Origin of the sequence: Psychrobacter sp. UBA3068 (genome assembly GCF_002366815.1) — a bacterium.
Lineage (GTDB): Bacteria > Pseudomonadota > Gammaproteobacteria > Pseudomonadales > Moraxellaceae > Psychrobacter > Psychrobacter namhaensis.
Map to the genome: position 1 here is coordinate 1 of NZ_DFBY01000018.1, position 25,127 is coordinate 25,127.

Annotated in this window: 22 protein-coding genes; 13 read left to right on the forward strand and 9 right to left on the reverse strand. The window is 44.1% G+C overall.

Features of this window, described 5'->3' with window-relative positions; all coding sequences use genetic code 11:
- A partial coding sequence (locus B2P60_RS03965) for a hypothetical protein (RefSeq protein WP_286739558.1) occupies positions 1-439 on the forward strand: 439 nt, incomplete at its 5' end.
- Here the strand turns inward: B2P60_RS03965 and B2P60_RS03970 are convergent.
- Both B2P60_RS03970 and B2P60_RS03975 read right to left on the reverse strand, forming a co-directional pair.
- Complete coding sequence (locus tag B2P60_RS03970; RefSeq protein ID WP_349678345.1) at positions 440-964, reverse strand: IS630 family transposase; 525 nt, start codon at positions 962-964, stop codon at positions 440-442.
- Positions 939-1,235 carry an IS630 transposase-related protein gene (locus B2P60_RS03975; protein WP_349678344.1) on the reverse strand — a complete coding sequence of 99 codons (297 nt, stop codon included), beginning with the start codon at positions 1,233-1,235 and terminating at the stop codon, positions 939-941. The genes B2P60_RS03970 and B2P60_RS03975 overlap by 26 nt, the downstream gene beginning before the upstream one ends.
- Before the next feature lie 104 nt (positions 1,236-1,339).
- Here B2P60_RS03975 and B2P60_RS03980 point away from each other — a divergent pair, with 104 nt between their 5' ends.
- From B2P60_RS03980 to yfaE, 4 genes are all read left to right on the forward strand, one after another.
- On the forward strand, positions 1,340-2,047 hold the full coding sequence (locus B2P60_RS03980) for an STAS-like domain-containing protein (protein ID WP_286739561.1): 708 nt from the start codon (positions 1,340-1,342) through the stop codon (positions 2,045-2,047).
- 135 nt (positions 2,048-2,182) lie between these two features.
- The gene (locus B2P60_RS03985; RefSeq protein ID WP_286739562.1) at positions 2,183-2,554 is read left to right on the forward strand and encodes a hypothetical protein; all 372 of its coding nucleotides are present in this window, start codon (positions 2,183-2,185) and stop codon (positions 2,552-2,554) included.
- An 87-nt stretch (positions 2,555-2,641) separates the two neighbouring features.
- A complete protein-coding gene (gene nrdB, locus B2P60_RS03990; protein ID WP_193004823.1) occupies positions 2,642-3,775 on the forward strand; it encodes a class Ia ribonucleoside-diphosphate reductase subunit beta in 1,134 nt (377 codons plus the stop codon).
- Positions 3,776-3,809: 34 nt separating this feature from the next.
- Positions 3,810-4,076, forward strand: coding sequence for a class I ribonucleotide reductase maintenance protein YfaE (gene yfaE, locus B2P60_RS03995; RefSeq protein ID WP_193004824.1), 267 nt, complete (start codon positions 3,810-3,812; stop codon positions 4,074-4,076).
- Positions 4,077-4,164: 88 nt separating this feature from the next.
- Here yfaE and B2P60_RS04000 read toward each other — a convergent pair whose 3' ends face one another.
- Complete coding sequence (locus B2P60_RS04000; RefSeq protein WP_198334702.1) at positions 4,165-5,493, reverse strand: S1C family serine protease; 1,329 nt, start codon at positions 5,491-5,493, stop codon at positions 4,165-4,167.
- 331 nt (positions 5,494-5,824) lie between these two features.
- Here B2P60_RS04000 and B2P60_RS04005 point away from each other — a divergent pair, with 331 nt between their 5' ends.
- Positions 5,825-6,658, forward strand: a complete 834-nt coding sequence (locus B2P60_RS04005) for a Nif3-like dinuclear metal center hexameric protein (RefSeq protein WP_193004826.1) — start codon at positions 5,825-5,827, stop codon at positions 6,656-6,658.
- A 1,025-nt stretch (positions 6,659-7,683) separates the two neighbouring features.
- Positions 7,684-8,892: a transglycosylase SLT domain-containing protein gene (locus B2P60_RS04010; protein ID WP_230709703.1), complete on the forward strand. Its 1,209-nt coding sequence runs from the start codon at positions 7,684-7,686 to the stop codon at positions 8,890-8,892.
- A 119-nt stretch (positions 8,893-9,011) separates the two neighbouring features.
- Here the strand turns inward: B2P60_RS04010 and B2P60_RS04015 are convergent, their stop codons facing one another.
- From B2P60_RS04015 to B2P60_RS04025, 3 genes are all read right to left on the reverse strand, one after another.
- The gene (locus B2P60_RS04015) at positions 9,012-11,975 is read right to left on the reverse strand and encodes a LysM peptidoglycan-binding domain-containing protein (RefSeq protein ID WP_286739567.1); all 2,964 of its coding nucleotides are present in this window, start codon (positions 11,973-11,975) and stop codon (positions 9,012-9,014) included.
- Positions 11,976-12,254: 279 nt separating this feature from the next.
- Positions 12,255-12,749, reverse strand: a complete 495-nt coding sequence (locus B2P60_RS04020) for a nuclear transport factor 2 family protein (protein WP_193004829.1) — start codon at positions 12,747-12,749, stop codon at positions 12,255-12,257.
- Between the two features lie 429 nt (positions 12,750-13,178).
- Positions 13,179-14,357, reverse strand: a complete 1,179-nt coding sequence (locus B2P60_RS04025; RefSeq protein WP_414706622.1) for a CNNM domain-containing protein — start codon at positions 14,355-14,357, stop codon at positions 13,179-13,181.
- 468 nt (positions 14,358-14,825) lie between these two features.
- Between B2P60_RS04025 and yajC the strand changes: the two genes are divergently transcribed.
- The 6 genes from yajC to B2P60_RS04055 all read left to right on the forward strand — a co-directional run bounded on the left by yajC (position 14,826) and on the right by B2P60_RS04055 (position 21,414).
- Positions 14,826-15,155 carry a preprotein translocase subunit YajC gene (gene yajC, locus B2P60_RS04030; RefSeq protein WP_193004830.1) on the forward strand — a complete coding sequence of 110 codons (330 nt, stop codon included), beginning with the start codon at positions 14,826-14,828 and terminating at the stop codon, positions 15,153-15,155.
- Positions 15,156-15,524: 369 nt separating this feature from the next.
- Positions 15,525-17,402, forward strand: a complete 1,878-nt coding sequence (gene secD, locus B2P60_RS04035) for a protein translocase subunit SecD (protein ID WP_193004831.1) — start codon at positions 15,525-15,527, stop codon at positions 17,400-17,402.
- Between the two features lie 9 nt (positions 17,403-17,411).
- On the forward strand, positions 17,412-18,683 hold the full coding sequence (secF, locus tag B2P60_RS04040; RefSeq protein ID WP_286739571.1) for a protein translocase subunit SecF: 1,272 nt from the start codon (positions 17,412-17,414) through the stop codon (positions 18,681-18,683).
- Between the two features lie 219 nt (positions 18,684-18,902).
- Entirely contained in the window at positions 18,903-20,315 is a 1,413-nt protein-coding gene (locus B2P60_RS04045) for an MATE family efflux transporter (protein ID WP_286739573.1), read from the forward strand.
- Positions 20,316-20,333: 18 nt separating this feature from the next.
- Positions 20,334-21,062 (forward strand): AzlC family ABC transporter permease, encoded by a 729-nt coding sequence (locus tag B2P60_RS04050; protein WP_227670173.1) that lies wholly within the window; start codon positions 20,334-20,336, stop codon positions 21,060-21,062.
- On the forward strand, positions 21,055-21,414 hold the full coding sequence (locus B2P60_RS04055) for an AzlD domain-containing protein (RefSeq protein ID WP_193004834.1): 360 nt from the start codon (positions 21,055-21,057) through the stop codon (positions 21,412-21,414). Before B2P60_RS04050 ends, B2P60_RS04055 begins: the two co-directional genes overlap by 8 nt.
- Before the next feature lie 129 nt (positions 21,415-21,543).
- Here B2P60_RS04055 and purF read toward each other — a convergent pair whose 3' ends face one another.
- From purF to B2P60_RS04070, 3 genes are all read right to left on the reverse strand, one after another.
- A complete protein-coding gene (purF, locus tag B2P60_RS04060) occupies positions 21,544-23,079 on the reverse strand; it encodes an amidophosphoribosyltransferase (RefSeq protein WP_193004835.1) in 1,536 nt (511 codons plus the stop codon).
- Positions 23,080-23,400: 321 nt separating this feature from the next.
- Complete coding sequence (locus B2P60_RS04065) at positions 23,401-23,898, reverse strand: CvpA family protein (protein ID WP_193004836.1); 498 nt, start codon at positions 23,896-23,898, stop codon at positions 23,401-23,403.
- A gap of 140 nt (positions 23,899-24,038) precedes the next feature.
- Positions 24,039-25,073 (reverse strand): quinone-dependent dihydroorotate dehydrogenase, encoded by a 1,035-nt coding sequence (locus B2P60_RS04070; RefSeq protein ID WP_193004837.1) that lies wholly within the window; start codon positions 25,071-25,073, stop codon positions 24,039-24,041.
- Positions 25,074-25,127 lie beyond the last annotated feature (54 nt).

A 25,127-nucleotide genomic window follows, 5' to 3' on the forward strand; every position in this document is an offset into this window, starting at 1 on the left:
TCTTTTATCTTGGATTGACTATATCTCTTTGTTTGTGATTTATTCTTGGTATCTTAAAAACAATGGTTGTTATATTGAACACGATATAGACTTCAACACAGATAAAAATGCAAGTGCAATGTGGAAAAAAATGGGAGCTCTTGATACATTTGAAATATTAGACGAGAAATCCTTACAGTTCCGATATAAAAAATATAAACATAAGCCTCTCTTTGCTTTGAGGAATGATGAAAACAATAAAGATTTTAAAAAAATATTAAATGAGACCGTAGAGTATACCAATAGCTTTGATATATCTTATATAAAAACATTAAGGTATGTACTAAGTGAATTAATGTATAACACCCTTGAGCATGGTTCTGTATACAATAGAAATATCCCAGGACTCGTTCAGACCAATTGGTACAGAAAAAAAGAAGTCATCAATTTTATTATATAGTCAGTTCAAAATAAAACTGTTATGGTTAGGACAAACATCATAAAACAATTTGGATAAGTCGTTTTCCATCCAGCCTTGGCGTAGAAACTTCACCTGAGCCCATTTCTTTTCAATAGGGTTCAAGTCTGGGCTGTAAGGCGGCAGCCATAATATACGATGACCATGTCTGTTGAGTAGTTTTTGGATACGTCTGCTTTTATGAAACCGAGCGTTATCCATGACAATCACACATCTGGTTTTAAGGCTTGGGATGAGGGTTTGTTTGCACCAGCCGTAGAATATGCTGCTGTTAATGTTGTACTTAAAATAATCAAGCGCAAACAACATCTTCTCATAAAGAGCAGCAATGACATTGGTTCGCTTTTTACCTTGCCAGTTGTAGCGATCAATACAAGGTTTGCCTATCGGTGCATAGCCATGAGAGCGGATGGTTTCAGCCTCAAAGCCACTCTCATCCATATAAATAATGGGATAGCCTTGCTGCTTAAAATGATCAAGCTTACTGTGATATATCGCTCTTTTTATCGGACATGCCTTTGGATGCTCTAAGGTCTTTTTTTTGACTGATACCTAGGCGCTTTAGGGCATGATAAATGCCTGTTTTACTACAGTTTAGACGACGTGCTCGCTCATACTGGTAATCATCAGGATGCTCTTTGACATCATTAAGTAGCACGTCATCTGGTATTTTATAGGGCTTGGTTTGCCTGGTTGTTTTGCTATGAACACGCCGCTTCCAGTTCTGTATGGTGGTTGGGCTCAGATTGTAAAACTCAGCCGCCTCGGCAAAGGTCATACCCTCGTCTATACTTTTAAGAACTTGTTTACGAAAATCTAGGGAGTAAGTCATGGTTTTTATAATAACTATTAAGTTTGATAATTAGTTTATAACACTTTTACTTGGACTTTGCTATAGTAGACTTAGGCATAGGAATTAAGGAACACCTACAACAAGCTTATCCATCAATAGAAACAGACGAAGAAGCCATAAAGATAGCTATTGAGCCTGAAAGATCTGGAACGTTTAACAGTAACAAAAATGCTTATTCCGCTAAAAACAATGCAGGTATGGGATTATTTTTATCATCCAACATTATTCGTAGATTGAAAGGGGATTTATATATAATCTCTGGAAACGGACAAGTTCATGTTTCTCCTACAGATACAACATCTAAAACTCTAAAAAACAAATGGAATGGTACGATAGCTTTTTTATCCATAAGGATTGGGAAAAACAGTAAAGCAGACTTACACTCAATATTGCAAGATCTTAGAAGTGAAGCAGAAAGTGAAAGAAACATACGTGATAACAAGATAGAACAAGAGAACTTTGAATTAAATATGAATGATTATTTTGGCGATTACGCTGAAATAAAGCAGGAAGCTATTAATTTTAGAGATAAATATTTACTACCTAAATTAGCTGAAGGTAAGAAAATAACTATTAACTGTAAAGATATTAAGAGTGCGCCTCATAGCTTTCTAAATGCCTTACTCGCTACTCCTATTCAAAATCTTGGTCTTGCTGCGTACAAGAGAATAAAAATAGTGAATGCGAACCCTAACATTAGAGAAACTATAGACTTTATTTTTGAAGATAATACCTAGCAATCTTTGAATAAGATTTTCACTATAGTTAATTGATGATATATGTACAAGATACATTGTGCTTTATCAACTAATGCAATTTAGCTTTACCATCATAACCGTAACACAAAGACAGAATAAAACGACGGAGGTCATGTGCACTATACCGCAATCATCAAAGACGGTGGTTTGTTTATCCCAAACGTATTTTCAGACCTAAACGATGGTGGCTCGCATATCGTACAAGTCGAGGTTGATATTGCAGCGGTGCGTCAGCAGTTAGGTGTAGACGAAGCACCAAAGACAACGGTCGCCAAAAAAAGCGTGGCAAAAGCAGCCAAAAAGCCAGTATCGAGAGCGGCTAAAAAAGACACAAAAATAGCAGCGGAAGAGTCTGATGTAAGTACCCTACGCAAAAGCGCGCTTGATGAATTAGAAGCACTCGATGATAGTGAGCTGAGCGAGATATTCAAAGCCTATATGAATGACGGGCAAGAGTCTTCACAGATATCACTAGAGAACCTCTAATCTAAAAATCTATCAACCAAAAATTTGTAATATAATCACATCAAATCCATTTAAATCAATAACTGTAACAATGATAAAGGTAGTCCCATGACTTACTCGATTTTTTCTCAAACGCCAAACAATGCGCTAAAAGAGCCGATGTTCTTTGGTCAGCCCGTCAACGTGGCGCGCTATGACCAACAAAAGCACCCAATCTTTGAGCAATTGATTGAAAAGCAGCTGTCGTTTTTTTGGCGTCCAGAAGAAGTCGATGTATCACGTGATCGTATCGACTTTAGCAACCTGTCATCGCATGAGCAGCATATATTTTTGAGCAATCTTAAATACCAGACGCTACTTGACTCTATCCAAGGTCGTAGTCCCAACGTGGTGCTACTGCCGCTGGTGTCTATTCCTGAGCTTGAGACGTGGATTGAGACGTGGTCGTTTAGCGAGACCATTCACTCGCGCAGTTATACCCACATCATTCGTAATATCGTCAATGACCCCAATATTATCTTTGATGACATCATGCAAAACGAACACATTCTAGAGCGTGCCTCTGATATCGCTCAGTACTATGACGAGCTGTACCGCAACTCGCAGCTATATAGCTTGTACGGTGCGGGCACGCACAACATCAATGGCGTGCAAGTCACCGTCGATCTAAAGTCTCTGAAAAAACAGATGTACCTGTGCATCATGGCAGTCAACGTTTTAGAAGCCATCCGTTTTTATGTGTCGTTTGCTTGCTCGTTTGCCTTTGCTGAGCGTAAGCTGATGGAAGGCAATGCCAAGATCATCAAACTCATCGCGCGTGACGAAGCGCTACATTTGACAGGCACGCAGCATATGCTAAACCTCATGCGCAACGGCCGTGACGATCCTGAGATGGTTGAGATTGCCAATGAGTGCTACGGAGAAAGTATTGAGATCTTCCGTAAGGCCGCCGAGCAAGAAAAAGAATGGGCAGGTTATCTGTTCAAAGATGGCTCGATGATTGGTCTAAACAAAGATATTCTGTGCCAGTATATTGAGTACATCACCAACTTACGTATGGAAGCAGTCGGCTTGCCAGCGGCATTCCCGAACTCAAAATCAAACCCGATTCCATGGATCAATACCTGGTTGTCTTCTGATAACGTGCAAGTGGCGCCGCAAGAGACAGAGATTAGCTCGTACTTGGTGGGTCAGATTGACTCTGATTTATCAGACAGCGATTTTGATGACTTTGAACTATAAGAGCTTTGAATTATAAGAGCATAGGACTAACACTATGACTTGGGTAATGACCAGTAAAAAGCAATTTTACTTGCACGATGATGAAAGTCTGCTCGATGGGCTACTACGCACAGGCCACGAGGTCAATTATCAATGCCGCGAGGGCTACTGCGGTAGTTGCCGTGTCAAGCGTATTGCCAGCTCACACACCATTGATTATCCATTTGCGCCGCTTGCCATGATTGAAGAAGATGAGATCCTTCCTTGCTGTTGCCGCGTGCGAGGGGTGATTTACATCAATCATGAGCCAATTATAGAATAAGGCTAAAAACAAAAGCGCGTTATCTTAGAGATAACGCGCTTTTTTCTTGTCTATAAAACGCTCAGCGTCCTATTGATTACAACAGTCTTTATAAGGGTGCGCCATTTCTTTCAAATAACTGTAGTAGCTCTTCGCGCATACGGTCACGCTCTGCTTCTGACATCATAGGCACCTCTTGTCTCTGATCTTGTAGATTTGGTTGACCTACGCCCCCAAGCGTTTCGTCATGAATCACCACTGGCCGCTCAACAGGCTCTTGCTCTGGTCGCTCTTCTAACAAAATAGTGACCTGCTTATTTTTACCATTACGCAATACCTGAGCATCAAGTTCAGTATCTGGTGATTTACGAGCAACGTATTGGATTAGCGTATTGGCATCCGTCATCTCAACACCATCAATAGTCAAAATGATATCGCCAACTCTTAGACCACTTTTGGCAGCAGGGCCTTGCTCAATCACGTGTAGCACCTCTACACCTGTTGACGTTTCAAGTTGTGTCGGATCGCGCAATTGTGACTGTATCTCAATACCCAGCCAACCACGACTGACTCGGCCATCTTTAATTAAGGCGTTCATCACTTGTTCAACCAGTGCCGTTGGAATGGCAAAACCAATACCCATCGAGCCACCAGAGCGGGAGAATATGACGGTATTAATGCCGACCAATTCACCACGAGCATCAACCAGCGCCCCACCCGAATTACCTGGGTTAATCGCCGCATCGGTTTGAATGAAATCCTCAAACTTATTGACACCAAGTCCCGTACGCCCAGTCGCCGAGATAATACCTTGGGTCACCGTTTGACCCACACCGAAAGGATTACCAATCGCTAGGGCCAAATCACCCACACGAATAGGATTTTCACGGAAACCCAGCGGCGTTAGCCCCGTCATATCGACTTTGATGACGGCCAAATCACTATCAGGATCGGTACCAATAATACTGGCGCGGCTTTTACGGCCATCATTAAAGGCGACGGTAATCTCATCTGCCTTTTCGATGACATGAGCGTTGGTCACGATATACCCATCCTCTGACACAATCACACCAGAGCCTAAGTTAGTATTGCCCTGCTCTTGTGACGGACCACCATGAAATTCAAAAAAACGGCGTAAAACCGGATCATCCATATAAGGGTGCTCTGCCATCGTTTGCGTGGTATAGATATTCACGACCGACTGCGACGCACGGGCGACCGCATTATGATAAGAAGAGATAGGCGCTGGCGTATCAGCCACAGGCTTCGATGCTTGCTGTTCAGCAGTCGAGGTCCTCGGCGGCTCCCACGTGGCCTCCGATGTCGTCTTCATACTCGTAAACAACCAGATAAATGCTGCAACCAGTATCAGCAATAAAATCCAAGGTAACCATTTTAATAAAGACGCCTTGTTGCTGGTGTTCCGAGATGACGACATATAAAACCTCTATAAATTTGAGACAAACAGACGAAGATAAAGACGGCAAACAGCGTGTTATTGACTAAATATAACGCAACCAGTCTAACACTTAACTAAATACCTACGGTTTACCGATTTGACAGGCTCGCGCTCTTAAATTATAACGCCCCGCACGGCTAAGTGGTAACGTATCGTGTACCATTTCAGTTATTCGCTTTCTCTCCTCTTTTACAGCACCATGTTAAAATAGCGCTATAAAGACCATTCATTATGAGCAACCATCTATAATTTTTGATGTTTGCTCCAGTACCATCACAACAAGAACATAACGACAAAAAAAGGGAAAACCATGAGCGCCACTCGTATTTTAACCGAATCCACCCCTTCTACCATTAGCGTACAAGAATTAACGCGATTTTGCGACGATTACTTATCGGCTGATGCTTTTAGAGACTACGCGCCAAATGGTTTACAAGTCGATGGTGGACGCGCTATTCAGCGTATCGTCACTGGTGTCACTGCTTGTGAAGCGTTGATTGACGCGGCCATTGCCGACAAAGCAGACGCCATTATGGTGCATCATGGTTATTTTTGGAAAGGCGAACCTGCGCCCATCACCGGCATGAAAGGCCGGCGTATACGCAAACTCATGCAGCACGGTATCTCTATGATTGGCTACCACCTACCGCTTGATGCCCATCCGCTGATCGGTAACAATGCCAAACTGGCCGACATGCTAGGCATGACCATCACGGGTGCCCTATATCCTAATGAGGCGCATCCTGTTGGTAACATAGCCACTTGCCCACCGCAGAGCGCTCAAAATCTCATTGCCCACATCACCCAGGCCCTAGGACGTGTACCACTACATATTTCTGCTAACGATAGCGCCCACAACAGTACAGACGCTAACATGGAGCATAACAGACTGATCGAACGTGTGGGTATTTGTACTGGCGGGGCCCAAGACATGATTGAGCAAGCCGCATTGATGGGCTGTGATGCGTTTATCTCGGGTGAGATATCTGAGCGTACCACTCATATTGCACGAGAGCTTGGCATTGATTATTTTGCTTGTGGGCACCATGCAACAGAACGGGGCGGTATAAAGGCGCTAGGAGATCTTATTGCCCAGCAGTTTGGGTTGCCAGTGACTTTCATTGATATTGACAACCCCGCCTAACAGGACTCCCCCACACCGCTATTTTTGCCTTTATTGTTTAGATATTTACGCCAAACTTATTTAGTTTATTACCTATATTAGACAACTTTGACTGGTTTTTGCCATTTCTACTTATTAATAATAGCGCTATTTTTAACCGTCTATAGTGCTATTGTTAAGTTTTATCGCTAATTTCTTAACCACACTTGAATAATCTAGGGAGTATCCGCATATTATTACCTGAAGAAAGAATGTCTTGTCATGAGACTTCCCATTTATTACAGCCTCCGGTTATGGCGCTTAAATGATGGTAAATATCCAAAACGCCTTGTTTTAAAAGGTACAAGAGATTTTGGATTGTCTGCCAAATAGTGTGTTGTGTTTGCACAATATGTGGTTAATAGCATAGTACACCTTCGTTTTAGTAGCTCAATAACGGTATTGCATCACTTGATTGATAGCTTATTTTATAAGCATTTTTTCACTATCAAACAAGATTCCTTGCCTGCCCTTATTGCGGAACAATGCAGTGTTAGTACCTGTTTATTCAGTTATAAATGAATGAGTCGGCAGGTACTGACGTTAGCGTAGTAATGATTGAACGACTGTCTAACGAGTATGAATAAAAAATTACTGTGTCGCTCAATTTATCTACGGCTTTGTTTTGTTAACTTATTCATGACCTTACCTGTGTTTAATCTGACGTTGTTTTACTATTAGCAGTATCTACCATCGATGAAGGAATCATCTGATTTATACCCTTCGCGTTGTTTTGCACCCAAATTTTGGTATTGGTGCTTTGAGAGCCGTATTTTCGCCCTCTTAAGTGACACGCCAGTAGATAATGAGCTAATACAATACGCCACCGCTGCCTTTTATAAAGGGTTTATGAGCGGCACTAGGGTTAAACAAAGGATGTCACGCTTTTATTATGAATGAAGCAGCGTGATGTTCTCTAAAATGTAACAGTGATGTGTGTGTCTCTAGTAAACGTACACTCATTCGCATTTTACGGTAAGCAGGATGGCTAAAATCAGGAGACATCCATGCAGCGTATTACTTATCGTGTAAAAGTATCTGCGCAAGGGGCAAAACGCCGTATTTCTTATTTACTGCGTCCATCTAAGCGCCTACTGAACACTAAAAGTAACATCGTTTCATCCGTTACCCCGACGACATCGTCGCGTTTTGCCCGAACCAAAAAGCTGGCGCAGGTCTCTAGTATCGCGCTGCTTTCTCTACCTGCCCAAAGTCTCACGACAATGGGAACGCAGGTGCGAACCTATGACAATGTCATGCTACAAAACACCTTAACCGTAGCCGCGGTTCCAGGCGACAGTACTTATTTTGCCACTGATGGTTTCCAACATGGTTTTGGCTTTGATTTGGTACGTACTTATGCGGACGAGCTTGGTGTTGATATCGATCTAAAAGCTTATGCCAATGAGGAAGCGGCCCTAAAAGCCATAAGATCAGGTGAAGCAGATATGGCTTTGACCACGGCCAGTACCAAATTAAAAAGCCAGCTTAATTTGTCGTCTATTAATGTCAGTTGTGGTTATGATGCCAGCTTAACAAAGAACGGCTTGCACCCAAAGGTTAGCTGGACATTTAGCTCATCCAATGACCCACTCTCAAAAAAAGCCAGTTATTTCTTGTGTGATAGCATCAAATTACAAAACACGCAAAAGCTGGCTGCCTTCTATAATCAAAACTTATTGAAAGACGCTTACAGTCAAGATCATTTCCAAAGAACACTGACAGAAAAGCTGCCTGATTATCAGTCTTCTTTTGAAGAACAAGCCCGCAATTACAATCATGACTGGGAGTTGCTGGTCGCCATGGGCTATCAAGAGTCTCATCTTGATGCCAATGCGGTATCACCCACTGGGGTGCGCGGCTTAATGATGCTGACCAATAACACGGCCAAAGCGATGGGCGTCTCAGACCGCGTCGACCCTTATCAAAGCATCGGCGGCGGTGCGCGCTATTTAGAACAAATGAAAGGTGAGTTTGCTGATGTGCCAAAGACTGACCGTATTTGGTTTGCGCTTGCTGGCTACAATATGGGGCCAAACGCCGTAAAAAGCATTCAGCGTAAATTAAGAGATCAAGGTATCGATGATAAAAGCTGGGCCAACGTCTATGCTTATTTAGCTGACAATAGAGCCTCTAATAGCCGCTATGGTCAAGCGATGCATTATGTGAGTAACATCAGAAGCTACCTTGAGACGATAAAGACTCAAACCGTTTAATCAACAAACACTGTGACATGTTTTTAGCTAAAAAAAGCAGCTCTTATAAAGAGCCGCTTTTTTGTGCGGGTTGATTGACTATTGATCAGTTTACACTGACTATCCCCATCACGCGCTTATTAGCGATTGGGGACGGTGAGACGCTGACCACGTTGTAACATAGTATCAGCCGCTATATTGTTCATCTCAGCCAGCTCTTGCGTAGACACGCCATATTTACGCGCTAGTCCAATCAGGCTATCCCCTGAACCAACGGTATAGCTGACAGTCACTTTTGGTACTTTAAGCGTTTGTCCACGCTGTAGTTGTGCATTGGTCGCCAAGTTGTTGGTCGCAGCCAAGTCTTCTACCGAAACACCAAATTGACGTGCTAGCGCTATCAAACCATCGCCTGATTGCACTTTGTAATTTTCTGTATTGCCCAGTTTTTTGCCACTATTACTCGCTGTGCTAGCAGAGCTGCTACTGCTTTGAGTGCTACTAGATGCCACAGCAGTGCTACCACTAGCAGGAATAGTAATGGTACGACCAAGTATCAGATTGGAGTTCGTTGTTAGATTGTTTGCGGTTGCTAAATCACTTAAGCCAATATTATAGCGTTTCGCAACACCTGTTAAAGTATCCCCTGATTTTACTTTATAACTGACTTCTTTGTCATTTAGTTGACGGTCTACCAACTCTTTAGAGGCTGGTACCTTGATGGTTTGTCCACGTTGCAAGCGAGCTTTGGCACCAAAGTTGCTATTCACTGCCGCAAGCTCTGTTGGGCTGACTCCCACACTATTCGCAATTCCGATTAAGGTATCGCCTGCTTTTACTTTATAGTTGGTCGTCGCCACCGAGCCTGAATTACTCGAGCTACTCGTGCTTGTCGCCGAATTAAAGTCAACGCTAGCAGGTACTTTTAGGGTTTGACCGACGTACAATGAGTCTGTGGCACCAATTCCATTTAGACTAGCTAACGTAGCTGTGGGAACATTAAACTGACGTGCTAACGCTATCAAACCATCGCCTGCTTTTACTTTATAGTTTTTAGTGGCCGTGGTCGATTTGCTTGGTTTAGTGGACGGTGCGGCAGGTGTCGTCGCAGGCGCCGTCACTTTGCCTGGTATTAACCATAGCTTTTGCCCTCTAAGTAAGTCGGCACGGCTGCTTAAATTATTGTAGCTGGCGAGCTGAGTGACGGACAAACCAAAGCGATTCGCCGTACCAATCAGCGTATCGCCGCCTTGTACGACATAGCTATCTGGCTGCTTTGCCGCTGCATTATTGGCATTACTTAATGGCTCAATAGTTTTGGCATTATACAAATACAAGGTGCTACCAGATAACAGCTTGGCACTGGCATCTATTTGGTTCCACTCTGCGATATCACGCCAATTCACACCCGCACGACTGGCTATATTAGACAACGTATCCCCACGTTTTACCGTGTAAGTGGTACGCGTACCTTGCGGTTTTGGCTTACTTACCGATGTCTTCGCAAAGCTAAGTCTCTTCTCTTCGCCACTGGCTTCTAGAATCGACTGCTGTGTCTGTACGGCTGATAAATTGATATTACCATCCGCATTGACCACGTTGGTCTCAGACGTGTTGTTTCGAATTTGGGTGGCAATAAAGTCGCGCTCTTCTTTGCTTAGCGGCGGTTCTTGGACAATGGTATTGTTCTGTGTGATCTGCGCAGAGGTAGTCGGTAGACTGTTGCTGCTTTTAAGTTCAGCGTTGATTTTACTCGTTTCCGCCGTCGTCAATGGTGGCTCAGTACGGACCGAGGCATTGTTGCTATAAACAGAGCTGCTCGTCTGTGTGGCGGATGGTGAGATATAACTTGTCGTTTGCTGAGGTACGCTAGCGTTAGCGGCATACTCAGCCAGAGCACTACCAGTCGTTGGCAATGACGAGCTACTGTACGGTTTGCTATTGTAACTTGGCGTTGTCGTTGGGCTGCTCGTGTTACTAGACGCGAGTACATTGCCTGTACCGTTCCCTCTTAATAAGCTCAGTTTGGCGTCAGCATTGAGGCTAACATCGTTAGGAATAATAACACGCTGCGGCCCTGAAGAATCGACGCGTCCTGATGTGAGCGCTGTGTTTAATCTTTCTAGCTCATCATAAGTCACGCCAGTGAGCTGTGCCACCTCAGACAAGCTGACACCATAGTTAACTGGTACGCTACGGAAATGCTGTCGGTTGGCAATGGCTGGTAGATACACGCCATACTGTTCAGGTTTGGCAACGATTTCGGCAACAGCCAAAAAGCGCGGCACATAGTTCATGGTTTCAGTCGGTAATCTAAGTGACCAATAGTCAGTGGGTAAGCCTTGGGCTTTGTTGGCATCAATCGCCCTTTGCACACGACCTGGGCCAGCATTATAGGCGGCTAATGCCAACTCCCAACTCCCAAACTGATTGTGTAGCGCAGTTAAAAAGTCATAAGCGGCACGCGTTGATTCAATCACATCACGGCGACCATCGTAGGTACTGCTTTGATTCAAACCATAAATTCGACCAGTACTTGGAATAAATTGCCACAAACCTGCGGCGGCAGCACTACTGGTACCACTTGGATCGTAAGAGCTCTCAATCACTGGTAACAAAGCCAGCTCTGTTGGAATATTACGACGTTCAGCTTCTCGTACAGTGTGATAGATATAGCGACTGGCACGCGCAGTCAAACGGTTGAGATAGTCCTGCCTGCTGGTAAACCAACTTTTTTGTCCCTCGATACGCTGATTATAAATCGGCTGACCACCATTCATACGATACCCAGCACGCAGACGATTCCATAAATCACCGTACTGCTGAATGGCAAGTTTATTGCCTTCTACCATCGTCATGTCAGTGGCTTCTAGTAAGTCGGCCAACTCGTCCAGACTGTCCGCATCCAAAAACGCAGTCGAGTAATCATTACTACTTGACGTAGTGGCTTGAGTAGCAGGACGTTTGGTAATGACAGATGAGCTATTGGTCGCACCCTTTTTTACCGCTGACGTGTTACTACAAGCACTGATAAGTAAAGTGGATACCGCAAGCGTCAACGGCAACGCAATAAATGAGCGAGAATTTGATAGCACAGTAGACATGATATTGAAAGTTTCCTAACGACAAGAAGTGATAAGATAAAAGTGTTTGATAGTACAGTACTCAATGTAAAGCAAAGCCCAATTTAATACAAACAGATAATCGCCATCAGTTGAGTCAGCATTCTAATTACTCACCTAAGAGAACTAACGGTTCGATATATTGAGCCGATAATAACTATTGAGAGCTGCTTATTGGCTTTACGACAAGCCTTGTTAAGGGATCAACCGTGTTTAATTAATAGAAGATAAATACCGTTTTGATTAGGGCTTGATTAATATTTAATTAATCGTTACTTGTGATACCGCACGCAGTAGCACGGCATTGCCCGTTGATGCCGACAGTGTCACTCTTGATGTGGTGATAAATGAGACTTTTTGGCCATCCTTGACCCAGCTTTCATTGGTTGTGACATTGGCTTTGGCCTGCGCCCCTGTAATGACGATGTTATCTACCGAGATATCATAGCGATAATTAGAAGTGTTACTCCAGCTGTTTTGCAACAATCTCAAATAAGCATCTTTATCTAAGCTGGTAGATTTCCCTTTTCTAGACATCGAAATGAGCGCATCATCAGCCACAAGACTAGCGACTTGGTTGATATTTTGGTTATTTGCTGATGTCTTCATGGCCGCGACATAATTTTGCACCAAAGCTTCGGTCATGGTTGCAGCTTGCGCACTGATACTGACAGTACTCGCCACGGCAACTACCGCAGCCACACTAGCACTTTTCACTAATAGCGCCAAAAGCCCTTTTCCCCACAATCGTTTCATGATTATCCTTAGTGATACTGTTTTCGTTATTGTCACTCATTGTTGACACGTGCATTGTTGACACATGGTCACATCGTGACGATTAGCGCGCTTTTCTCAGTTGAGCCAGTCAGTTGAGTCAGTAGTTTACATTTTGGCCGTCATGAGCAATCGATTGAATGCTTTTACGACCATGCTACCTTAATGCTACCTTCCGTTTAAACGACAGGTTTTTAACCATCACTCTTTTAACAGTCACGATAGCTTATGTGTATCATAGAGTGAGACTATCATTCAATTCTCACAGTTATGTGACACCCTGTGTAATTATTGCGTATACCGACCCATAAGTGGTGGAGGCTCCAAAGATAGCAATAATATCCTACTTTTCTATTTACTATGGGTCATCCACGCCATTCTAAAAGTAAATGACTCTAAAACCAAGCCTACCTAAAACTTAGTATCAGCACTATTATCTTCATAGTGCTCATCATCACTGAGCTTCATGCCCAGACGCTCTACCCGTCTGTCCATCATTTGTCGAGCTAAGGCCTGCATATCTTCAACGCGATCTATTTCATCGACAATCTCAAGGCCCAATAACGTTTCAAACACATCCTCTAAAGTCACCAAACCTTTGACCTCGCCATACTCACCAACCGTAATCGCAATATGAATGCGGTTTTTTAACATAAGCTCTAATAAGTCAAACAGTTTCATTTTTGAGAATACAAACGTAATGTCGCGCTTAAACTGGGTCAAAGGCTTATGCATCGCATGATTAACTTTTGCTAATAACATGTCTGTTTTTAACACAAAGCCTGTAATATTGTCTAAATCACCATCATAAATGGGCAACCGTGAAAACGTAAGTTTGGGGCGATCCACCAGTAATTCAGCAACGGTTTTGTTCTCTTCAAACGCTAGCATGACCGAACGCGGGGTCATGATGTCCTCGACCTTAATAGCGCCAAACGCCAGTAAGTTACGAATAATACGCGATTCTAATGGGTCGATTTGACCTGACTCTTCACCAATACTAGCAAGCGCCGCAAACTCACGACGGCTAAACGTTTGTGGTTCTTTGCCGCGCACAAGCAGCTTCGTTAGCCGCTCTGAGACCCAAATGAGCGGATACAGTAGTAGAATAATACCGCGAACGAAGTAGGCAACGATACCGCTAAGCTGACGCCAATACATAGTTCCGAGTGTCTTTGGAATAATCTCGGATAAGAATAAAATAGCCAACGTCATAATCGCAGAAAACAGCCCAAACCAAGCACTCCCAAATACAATCGTAGCTTGGGCGCCCGCGCCAATAGAACCTAAGGTATGAGCCACTGTATTCAAGGTCAAAATAGCCGCTAACGACTGATCGATGTTATCAACCTTTAATTGTCTTAGCATGTTTGCTTTTTTTGGATTTTGTTCTTGCACATCAGCGATATAAGACGGTGTCATACTGAGTAGTGAGGACTCTGCTAAAGAACAGACAAACGAGATGCCGATGGCGACCACCACAAACAATATCAGTAGCAGTACACTGATAGCCGTTGGCTCTGCGAGGGCTTCTGTGGTTGCTACGCCCCCCGCTGCAAAGGCAGGATAAGGCAATAGCGTCATGAGCATGGCAAACAATGCCGCTAGCCGCGAGACGGGACTCCTACGATCAAGACGCTTGCAATGGCGCGTTGTCGGAGGAGGTTTAGCAGACGCTTCTTTATGAGCGCGCGCACGACACAAACGAGGGAAAAGCATAAAAGTGGTGAACAAGTTCGGTAACCTAAACAAATAAGAGGAAAAAGGGACAGTAGTCTAATAAACAAAGACGACTAAACACAAATAACTACTGCCATTTGATAGTAGCACTGATGCTACTATTTCACAATAAGACACTGTTTTTATGTCTTTATTTTTTGATACCCTTTATTTCCCTACGATGACCTATCAGCCTGTTAATAGGTGAAGTTTGCTCCACTTTCAGCGCTTTGCCAGTAGAAAAACATTCTCAGCCTATTATTAACAGTTACCAAGTCTGGGATTTTTTGTTACTATGCGTTTAATTTTATTATTGTCCATGACTTACTGAGAGAAACTATGAGCTTATTTATCCAAGCTGCCCATGCTGCCCCAGAAACTGCAGGTGCTGCGTCCCTATTTGGTCAAATCCTACTGCCTGTCGCTTTTTTTGCAATTTTCTATTTTTTGGTGATTCGCCCGCAGTCTAAGCGTACCAAGGAGCACCGTGCCATGGTCAACTCACTGACTGTGGGTAGTGAAATCATCTTTGCTGGTGGTTTAATGGGTCGTATTAAAGACTTAGAAGGCGACTATGCAGTGGTTAGCCTAAATAACAACACAGATGTAAAGGTACAACGTGCTTCAGTTATTTCAGTATTGCCGGCTGGCACTATCGAAAGCGTTTAATTATTACTAGCTTTTTAGTAGTGATTTTTTAACAGTCGTATCCTTAATGGATATAACGACTAAAAAATGACCGTACATTGTTTACGGTCATTTTTCGCTATTAAAGCAGTGAAGGAAAGTGGCGATAGTCAGCTTACTTTTCCAACACACTGTCCTTATCAGTTTCCTCTATAAGATTTATGGTGACTAGATAAAGATACCTCTGTATTATTTGCTTTACTGTTTTACGCGTTACTATCATCGCGGATGATCGCAATGGTGCATTACCATGAGTGCTGAATACGGCATTCGACCATCGCTATCGCTAACTTCCCATCTGCTAACGTGTGGCCCACGTCGCCAGTCGTTTATCAACCTAAAGAAGTGATTATGCAATATCCCGCTTGGAAATACTTACTTATTGCCGTCGTGCTAATCATTGCCGGTCTATATGCTGCCCCGAACCTCTACCCTGACGAACCTGCCGTGCAGATTACTAGCGCAGCCGCAGGTACACAGCTGTCTGAAGGTATCTTGACCCAGTCTCAGAGCTTGCTTGAAGAGGCTGGACTGAACAATCATGATGGCACGTTTGAGGGCAACAGTGCGCTAGTACGCCTTGACAATCCAGTCGACCAGCTAAAAGCACAAGAAGTGCTACGTCAGAACTTAGGCGAAGACTATGTGGTCGCGCTTAACTTGGCGCAGACGACCCCGCAGTGGCTACGTGATATCGGGGCAAAACCGATGAAACTGGGTCTTGATTTACGGGGCGGTGTACGTTTTGTGCTAGAAGTCGATATGGATAAGGCGCTTGAGCAGCGTTTGACCAGTGCTAGCCGTGATATGCGTCGTGAGCTACGATCTGAGCGAATTGCGATTAAAGGCATTAAAACTGAAGAACGAAGTGTGGTACTACATTTTGCAGATACAGACACGCGTAACCGTGCACAGAACGTGCTACAAGGTTCGATGGGCAACACGTTTAGCTTGCAATCTTCAATAGATGCCCAAGGTCCTGCGTTAATTCTAGCCTACAACGATGCCACACTCGATGAAATCAACAGTTATGCGGTCAATCAAAACTTAACGACCTTACGTAACCGTATTGCCGAGCTCGGTGTGACTGAAGCTTTAGTACAATCACAAGGTGCTAGTCGTATCGTCGTTGAGCTACCAGGTGTACAAGATACCGCAGAAGCCAAGCGTGTCCTTGGACGTACTGCCAACCTTGAGTTCCGTATGGTCGCTGAAGACAGCGAAAACTACATGGGTGGTATTCCGCCTGCAGGGACTGAAGCCTTCCCATTTGAAACACTCGATGGCCCCCCTGTATTGCTTGAGCGCCAAGCGATTGTGACTGGTGATAAAGTGACCAATGCGCAAACTGGCGTTGACGAAAGCGGCTCTCCTGAAGTGAGTATTACCTTGGATAGTGCTGGCGGTAAGCTCATGCAGAACGCCACACGTACTGCTGTTGGTAAGCAGATGGCCGTATTGTTTATCGAAAACAAGCAAAGAATCACTTATGAAGAAGACCCAGCAACTGGCGAGACTGTTGAAGTTAGAACGCCTTATGCTGAAACCAAAGTCATCAACCGTGCCAACATTCAAGCGGTACTTGGCTCATCATTTCGTATTACTGGTCTTGACAGCAGTGCGGAAGCCGCCGAGCTTGCCCTTTTGTTACGCTCAGGCGCACTTGCTGCACCGATGTACTTTGTAGAAGAACGCACCATCGGCCCATCATTAGGTCAAGAAAATATTGATAAAGGCTTGTTCTCTACTCAGGTCGGTTATCTTTTAGTCTTTGTCTTTATGATTATTTTCTATCGTCTGTTTGGTGTCATTGCTAACGTGGCGCTAGCTGTGAACGTTATTATCATCATTGCCATTATGTCCATCTTAGGTTCCTCACTGACCCTGCCTGGTATCGCTGGTATCGTCTTAACCATCGGTATGGCGGTCGATGCCAACGTGCTGATCTTTGAGCGAATACGTGAGGAGATTGCAAACGGGGTACGGCCAAAATCGGCTATCGTGGCAGGTTTTGACCGAGCATTTAGTAGTATTTTCGATGCCAACATTACCACCTTATTGGTCGCATTTATTCTATTTGCAATTGGTACTGGCCCGATTAAAGGCTTTGCGATTACGCTAGCTATTGGTATTGTCAGCTCACTATTTACCGCTATTTTGGTCACACGTGCGCTGGTACAAATTGCTTACGGTAAGCGTAAATCTATCAAACGTTTGAGCATCGGTTAGGAGAACACTATGGCGATCGATAAGAACAATCCTCTAGAACAGCAAAATACCCCAGATCGAAATGGTTCAGGTGGCTCAGACACTACTAATGCCAGCACGCGCCGACGCAAAAAACCACGCCGCGATGGTAAAGGCAGTAACACCCAAACCAATAACCCGGCCACGGCAGAAACGAGTAAAAATAAGACTCGCCGTAGTGGTAAAAACAGCGGGAAAACCAGTCAAGCATTGGCCACACAAACCCTTAATACCAACACCGCTATTGACCCTGATTTAGCACTGGGTGATGCAGCTGACGACGCAGCCGCACAAGCTGAAGGTGGTATCAAAGCCGTTGGTAACCAACGCATCATTCCATTTATGAAGATAGAAAAGCCAATGGCGATTTTGTCTTTACTGATGGTCATTGCTAGTATTATTGCTATCGCAGTAAACGGTCTGAACCTAGGGCTTGATTTTACTGGCGGTGTCTCCGCAGACGTGCGTTACGAGCAGCCTGTTGAGCAGGTTGAAGTCGTGCAAGCATTGGCTGATAACGGTTTTGATGATGCAGTGGTGCAATACCTTGGTACGCGAGAAGAGCTACTGGTACGTCTGCCGCCTCAGTCTGACAACATCGATGGACTTAGTGCCAGCCTGACTCAAGCTTTAGCCCTGCCTAATAATACCGCCGAGATCAGTAACGTTAATATTATCGGTAGCCAAGTTGGTAATGAAGTTTACTTAAACTCAGTCATGGCGTTAGTATTGGCACTCCTTTGTATGCTCGGTTACGTTGCCCTACGCTTTCAGTTTAAACTGTCTCTTGGCGCGGTTCTGTCGCTGTTCCATGATGCTATCGTGACTATCGGCGTTTTTGCCTTATTTGGCTTCCCATTTGATTTGACCGTCTTAGCAGCTATTTTGGCGTTGATTGGTTACTCATTGAACGATACTATCGTCGTTTATGATCGTATTCGTGAAAACTTCCGCCGTGTCCGGGGTATCACACCGCGCCAGACCATTGATTTATCGTTAACAGAAACCCTGCGCCGTACGATTATGACCATCTCAACCGTCCTATTGGTTGTACTTGCTATGATGTTCTTAGGCGGTGATGGCCTGTACTGGTTCTCAGTGGCACTTTTCATTGGTTTACTTGCTGGTACTTACTCATCTACTTATATTGCAAGTTCAATCCCACTGCGTATGGGTCTATCGCGTGATGACTTTATCGTAAAAGTAAAACCAGAGTTTGAAGAAGAAATTGTCACTTTTAATGATCCAAAAATGTTTGAATAGAATAATGATCAATAATACCCAATCGTGATTCGTTAAACGGTTGATTGAACGGTAATGACGTTTAATAAAGGCACCTGACTCGTGAATAATGAGTCTAGGTGCTTTTGTCTTTGTAGCTGTTTTTTGCTGAATGAGCAAAAATGCTACGCTTGCCTCGTGGCGTCAATTAACGAACCGCACTCTCTTTATTGTTTAAGCATAAACGAGTCGAAAATACCAATGACTATCTCGCCGCCATCTAGTACGATGCCACCGATTGATACCCGATATACCCGTATCATTGCTATTGCTTTGCCCGTATTATTGGCCAACTTGGCCATGCCGTTACAAAGCGTTATCGATACAGCGATCGTGGGCAATATGAACGATACCGCCAAACTTGCGGGTATGGGCTTGGCCATACAGTTGTTGTCCTTGGTACTCGTCAGTTTTAACTTTTTACAGTACGCCTCGTCTGGGCTGTCGGCGCAAGCGCTGGGAGAATTGGCCAACCACGTTGATAGTTCTATAAACGCCACGGCAACATCATCACCTTTGACGCCATCCCCCCTACTGTCTATTTTGCAACGTGCCTTACTATTGGCCTTTGTTATCGGGGCTATTTTGCTACTCGCAAAGCCTTGGCTGATTGACGTCGGTTTACAAGCTTTATCAGCCAACCCTGCCAGTGGTCTTGCGGCAAAGACCTATTTAGACGTACGCTTTTGGGGGGTTATCGCTGAGCTGATGAACTTTGCCTTTATTGGTTGGTTTGCCGGTCAAGGCAAAACACGTTATATGCTCTATCAGCAGGGCTTTATTGCCATCCTTAACGTTGGACTAACTTTGTTCTTTGTCTTTGTGATGCAGATGGGGTTGGTTGGTGTGGCACTGGGCACCACCATCGCATTTTGGTTGGGTGTGTTATTGGCTTTATGGCTCAGTCGTCAACATCTGCAAATATCTTGGTTGGCACTGTTTGAGGCTGATCGGCAACATTTCACTAAAGAAAAGATGCTTAGGCTATTTTCACTTAATAAAGATATTTTTATCCGTACGCTTATCTTAACGTTAAGCTTTGCTTGGATTACGCGTCTTTCCGCCCAAGGTGGCGACGTCATACTGGCTGCCAATGCCATTTTACTGCAAGTACTTAGTATCTCAGCCTTTGCCCTTGATGGCGTGGCAGTATCCGCTGAAACCTTGAGCGGTCAAGCTGCGGGACGCCGCGATTGGACGCGTTTTCGTGTTATCGTGATGCGCACAGGTGTGGTCAGTTATGGGCTGGCCGTGTCGTTAAGTGCGACATGGTGGCTTGCCATGCCAACGTACTTGCAATTTATGACCAATATCGACTCCGTCTTTGCGCTTGCTTATGATTACCATCTTTATGCAGTACTGCTACCCATCGTCGGGGTCGGCGCCTATTGGTTGGACGGCATATTTTTTGGCTTAACTGCTGGTAGTGTGATCCGCAATGCTGCTCTGATACTAGCCGCTATATTTTTCCCCCTTAGCTGGCTGCTCTATCAGCAGTGGGACATGACAGGCATTTGGCTAAGTGTCTGGTGTTTATTGTTATTGAGAATGATTATTTTAGGTGGCTTCTTGTACCGCGCTCAGCAAACAGGTCGCTATGAAAAATTACAGTAATAAAGGTTAGGATATTACGTGACGACGCATTCAAATGAATTAAATCAGCAGTTTGAAGCCCGATATGACTGGGCTGAAGGCTTCAAAAAAAGCTTGCCAGTAGCCATGGGCTATTTACCGGCAGGCATTGCCTTTGGGGTGCTGGCACAAGTTGCTGGACTCCCTATATGGGCAGTCATTATGCTTAGTGTCATTCTATATGCAGGCGCTGCTCAATACGCTTGTTTGCCGATGCTAAGCGCTGGTTTACCGATTGGCAATATCGCAACCAACATTGCCGCTATTAATTTGCGCCATGTGTTTTATGGTATGCCATTACTGCAGTATCTACCAACACGCAAACTTGCCCGAACCTATTGCTTGTTTGCACTGACGGACGAGACCTTTTCGGTCATGACCAGTTTGCCGAATGAGGTACGGTCAGCTTTGATACTGCCGATCAGTCTTTTTAACCAAAGCTGGTGGGTGCTAGCAAGTGTGATTGGCGTAATGATCGGCAGTACACTCAGCGATTTGGTCCCACACTTGGATTTTGCCTTGGTTTGTCTGTTTGTCATTTTGGCTTATGAGCAGTTTCAAAGTATCAAACGTTATTTTCCCATTGGCATTGCTGTAATCTCTTTAGCCGTAGCTTCTATTTTCACTAGCAACTGGCTGTTGTTGGTAGCGATTACCATTTGTATGCTATTAATTTTAGCCCGTGGTTTTTGGACACAGCACAGCTTGCTAGGAGAAACCGATGAGTAGTAGCTATCTTATTTTTGCCACTTTTGCGATGGCCGCTGTTACCTTTATGATTCGCGCCCTTCCCGCTTTGATCCCTAAGCAGCTTTTGGACACGCCTTGGCTCCATCGACTGAATGAGAGCTTACCGCTATCAGTCATGGTCTTGCTTATGTTAACCAGCCTCTCTTATCAGGACTTGTCTGCGTCTACTGATCTAAATAGCGCAGATTTACATTTGCTAATGGCACAAGTTGGCGCGCTACTTTTGGTGTTATTAATTTATCATATCAGCCGTCAGCTACTGGTAAGTATGGTCGTCGGTATCGCTGCGATTAACGGCTTGCTGTGGATATTCACCAATTTTCTAAGCTAACAGCAGTACCAATCATTAAGACCAATCGATAGTGCCAATTCACCATCATAATCAATCGTCCTATCTAAAAAAGGCTGCATTCTAATAAGAATACAGCCTTTTTCTGAAAACGTAAGAAGGTTTAATTGGTTACATCTCTTCGACACCCATCATATCGACTGGGGTATCCGCAACGATTTGTACGCCTTTTTTGCCTGTCTTAGCGGTGTCATTACGCTGTTCTTGTAGATGATCAAGATAGGCTTCATTAATCTGACCAGTAATGTAGCAGCCATTAAATACTGCACAGTCAAAGCCTTCAACTTTGCTATGTTTGGTATCTTTTACGGCATCAATCAAATCGTCCAAGTCTTGGAAAATCAACCGATCAGCGCCGATAATGTCACGCACTTCTTCCACCGTATGACCAGAGGCAATAAGCTCACTACGCACTGGCATATCAATACCATAGACGTTTGGATATTTTACTGGTGGCGCCGCACTCGCAAAGAAGACTTTATTAGCCCCTGCATCGCGTGCCATTTGGATGATTTCATGACACGTCGTACCACGAACGATAGAATCATCAACCAACAACACGTTTTTGCCTTTAAACTCTAATGGTACAGCGCTGAGCTTTTGGCGCACCGATTTTTTACGTTGTTGCTGACCTGGCATGATGAAGGTACGACCGATATAGCGGTTTTTCATAAAACCTTCACGGTATTTAACATTCATCTTAAGGGCTAACTCCATCGCTGACGTCCGCGAGGTATCAGGAATAGGAATGACCACATCGATATCATGATCTTCGCCCCAGTCTGCAAGGATTTTATCTGCCAGTTTTTCACCCATCCGTAAGCGGGATTTGTACACTGAGATGTTATCCATGATTGAATCTGGACGGGCAAAATAGACGTATTCAAAGATACAAGGCGTGTACTCTTGCTGTTCTACGCACTGGTGAGTGTGTAGATTATGATCCAAATCAATAAAAATAGCTTCGCCTGGTTTGACATCACGAACGATACTAAACCCTGACCCTGTCAATGCCACCGACTCTGACGCGACCATATATTCGGTGCCGCCGTTTTCTGCCATGCGTTTGCCAAAAATAAGCGGACGAATACCATTTGGGTCACGAAATGCAAGCAAACCATGGCCAGTAATCAAGGCAACCACACCATACGCACCTTCACAGCGACTATAGACAGCCGTGACGGCTTTAAAGATATCATCAGCTGTTGGATGGGTTTTGTCTAGATTCTGCATTTCATGAGCCAGTACGTTTAATAGTACTTCAGAATCTGAGTCGGTATTAAGATGGCGGCGATCTTCGATGTACAATGACTTAGCCAAGCTCTCAGCGTTGGTCAAGTTACCATTGTGCGCAAGCGTGATGCCGTAAGGCGAGTTGACATAAAAAGGCTGAGCCTCGGCGCTGCTAGAGGTACCAGCCGTTGGATAACGAACATGACCAATACCAAACTTGCCGACCAGCTTCATCATATGGCGATTCATGAAAACGTCACGTACCATACCGTTTTCTTTACGCAGATAGAGTCGTCCATCCTGTAAAGTGACAATACCAGCTGCATCTTGCCCGCGATGCTGTAGCATCGTCAAGCCATCATAAAGAATCTGATTGACTGGCTCATGAGCGGCAACCCCAATGACTCCACACATAGTTATATCCTATTTTGACCTACACATTAGTACTACAATGACGGTAAAATTTCTGGCAGTACTATTAAAAACACTAGCTACCACTCACCGCCTACCTGATGACGTTTGTTAGAGATTTAACGAATGATTGTCTTTTTGATATTGTTTTTTTGATGATGGGCAAACTAATCTGTTAATAATTCAGTGTTTGTCCTTTATCACCCCATACTGCTGCTCAATAAAATAATATCAAGGATGAATTACAAAGAAGATGCTATAAAAGTCAGACTCAAAAAATAAAAGTGACAAGAAGTGCCATATTAAGTTTAGAGGTATGAATATTTATGACTGGTTGACTTGATTCCATGCTACCCCTAACACATCTGAAACCAACTCTTTACCCATCGGTGCATAAGGCAGTAGTTCAGGGGCAAGTACTGACGTTTGCCACTGTGGTAGCTGCACCAATAACGGGGCACTGACACTCAGAATAACCAACACCATCAACACATTTTTGGCCGCACCCAGCACACCACCTGCCATCTTGTCCACGAGACCCAAACGAAGGGTTTTAAGCACGCCTGAGAAAACAAAAGCCACTAAGTGCATGACAGCCAATATGGCAATCACCACCAATAAAAAAGCCATGGCCATTTGCAACACAGGGTTTTGCACAATGCCGGATAACTGAGGCGAGACTGAGCCTGCCAAACGCGTAGCGGCAATCAGCGCAATAAACCAACCCACCAAGCCAACTGCTGTCTTAATCAGTCCTACTTGAAAGCCGCGCCATAAGCCAATTAAGACAACAACAGCAATCACGATATCCAGACCACTCATGTTTACGCCTCATACTCAATTCATTCTTAGCGAGTGTTTACTTCGGGTTTTATACTAAAGTTAATCATTGATTATTCAACTTATCACCACGCCCTTTTACTCATTTTGTGACAATTAATGGCAATGGTTTGACGGACGGGTTAGCTTTCCATCGCATCATAGTAGCCACCGATTGCCTGAATACAAGACTGTACCAGTCCAGGCCCACGGTAGATAAGCCCAGTATAGAGCTGCACCATGTCGGCACCCGCTTCAATTTTTTTAACCGCCTTAGCGCCACTATCAATGCCGCCTACTCCTATCAATGTTACTTTATCATCTAGCTGATCAGAGAACTGTTGTAAAATCTGAGTACTAATGTGGCTCACTGGTCGACCGGATAGACCGCCCATCTGATCACCATCGGGCAAGTCTTCGACACCCACGCGGCTCAATGTCGTATTGGTGGCAATCAAACCATCAATCTCAAAATCCAATAACTGCTGCGAGATATAGTCTACTTGTAGCGGTTCTAAATCAGGGGCAACTTTAAGTACCAATGGCACATAAAAACCATATTCAGTTGCCAATTGACTATGGCGGTTTTTAATCGTATCCAAGAGTTGTGTTAATGCGTCCCCACTCTGCAAATCACGTAAATTTTTGGTGTTTGGAGAGGAGATATTGACAGTGATATATGAGGCGTGCGGATAGGCACGCTCTAAACAGTAGACATAATCATCCGCGGCTTGTTCCACTGGCGTATCGGCATTTTTACCGATATTAATGCCAATATTGCCCTTATATTTACAGCGTTTGACGTTTTCAATCAGATAATCAATACCCTGATTATTAAAACCCATACGATTAATGATGGCATCTGCTTGTTTGATTCTAAACAATCTTGGCTTGTCATTACCGACTTGTGGCCTTGGGGTGACCGTACCCACTTCTATAAAACCAAAGCCCAGCTCAGCGAGTGCATCAATATAGTCACCGTTTTTATCCAAACCTGCTGCTAGACCAACTGGATTAGAAAACTGCAACCCCATACAGTCTGTTGGCTGCATCGACTGACCGTATACCAAACCCAAAGCACGCGCTTTATGAGCTTTATCCAATAAGGATAAGGTCATCTCGTGAGCGTGTTCAGGATCCATTTTAAACAAAAAAGGGCGAAGTAAGGCATAAGACATAGTAATGGCAGACCCTGCTCGAAAGAAATAGTGAATGGAGAATGTGAATAAAAT

Bases quoted from the DNA above. Each gene is read 5' to 3' on its own strand.
- yfaE (WP_193004824.1), top strand. From the start codon at position 3,810: ATGACTTGGGTAATGACCAGTAAAAAGCAATTTTACTTGCACGATGAT.
- B2P60_RS04000 (WP_198334702.1), bottom strand. From the start codon at position 5,493: ATGTCGTCATCTCGGAACACCAGCAACAAGGCGTCTTTATTAAAATGG.
- B2P60_RS04070 (WP_193004837.1), bottom strand. From the start codon at position 25,073: ATGTCTTATGCCTTACTTCGCCCTTTTTTGTTTAAAATGGATCCTGAA.
- B2P60_RS04065 (WP_193004836.1), bottom strand. From the start codon at position 23,898: ATGAGTGGTCTGGATATCGTGATTGCTGTTGTTGTCTTAATTGGCTTA.
- B2P60_RS03975 (WP_349678344.1), bottom strand. From the start codon at position 1,235: ATGACCTTTGCCGAGGCGGCTGAGTTTTACAATCTGAGCCCAACCACC.
- B2P60_RS04055 (WP_193004834.1), top strand. From the start codon at position 21,055: ATGAGTAGTAGCTATCTTATTTTTGCCACTTTTGCGATGGCCGCTGTT.
- yajC (WP_193004830.1), top strand. From the start codon at position 14,826: ATGAGCTTATTTATCCAAGCTGCCCATGCTGCCCCAGAAACTGCAGGT.
- B2P60_RS04015 (WP_286739567.1), bottom strand. From the start codon at position 11,975: ATGTCTACTGTGCTATCAAATTCTCGCTCATTTATTGCGTTGCCGTTG.
- secF (WP_286739571.1), top strand. From the start codon at position 17,412: ATGGCGATCGATAAGAACAATCCTCTAGAACAGCAAAATACCCCAGAT.
- B2P60_RS04010 (WP_230709703.1), top strand. From the start codon at position 7,684: ATGCAGCGTATTACTTATCGTGTAAAAGTATCTGCGCAAGGGGCAAAA.
- B2P60_RS04005 (WP_193004826.1), top strand. From the start codon at position 5,825: ATGAGCGCCACTCGTATTTTAACCGAATCCACCCCTTCTACCATTAGC.
- B2P60_RS04045 (WP_286739573.1), top strand. From the start codon at position 18,903: ATGACTATCTCGCCGCCATCTAGTACGATGCCACCGATTGATACCCGA.
- B2P60_RS04025 (WP_414706622.1), bottom strand. From the start codon at position 14,357: ATGCTCATGACGCTATTGCCTTATCCTGCCTTTGCAGCGGGGGGCGTA.
- B2P60_RS04020 (WP_193004829.1), bottom strand. From the start codon at position 12,749: ATGAAACGATTGTGGGGAAAAGGGCTTTTGGCGCTATTAGTGAAAAGT.
- secD (WP_193004831.1), top strand. From the start codon at position 15,525: ATGCAATATCCCGCTTGGAAATACTTACTTATTGCCGTCGTGCTAATC.
- purF (WP_193004835.1), bottom strand. From the start codon at position 23,079: ATGTGTGGAGTCATTGGGGTTGCCGCTCATGAGCCAGTCAATCAGATT.
- nrdB (WP_193004823.1), top strand. From the start codon at position 2,642: ATGACTTACTCGATTTTTTCTCAAACGCCAAACAATGCGCTAAAAGAG.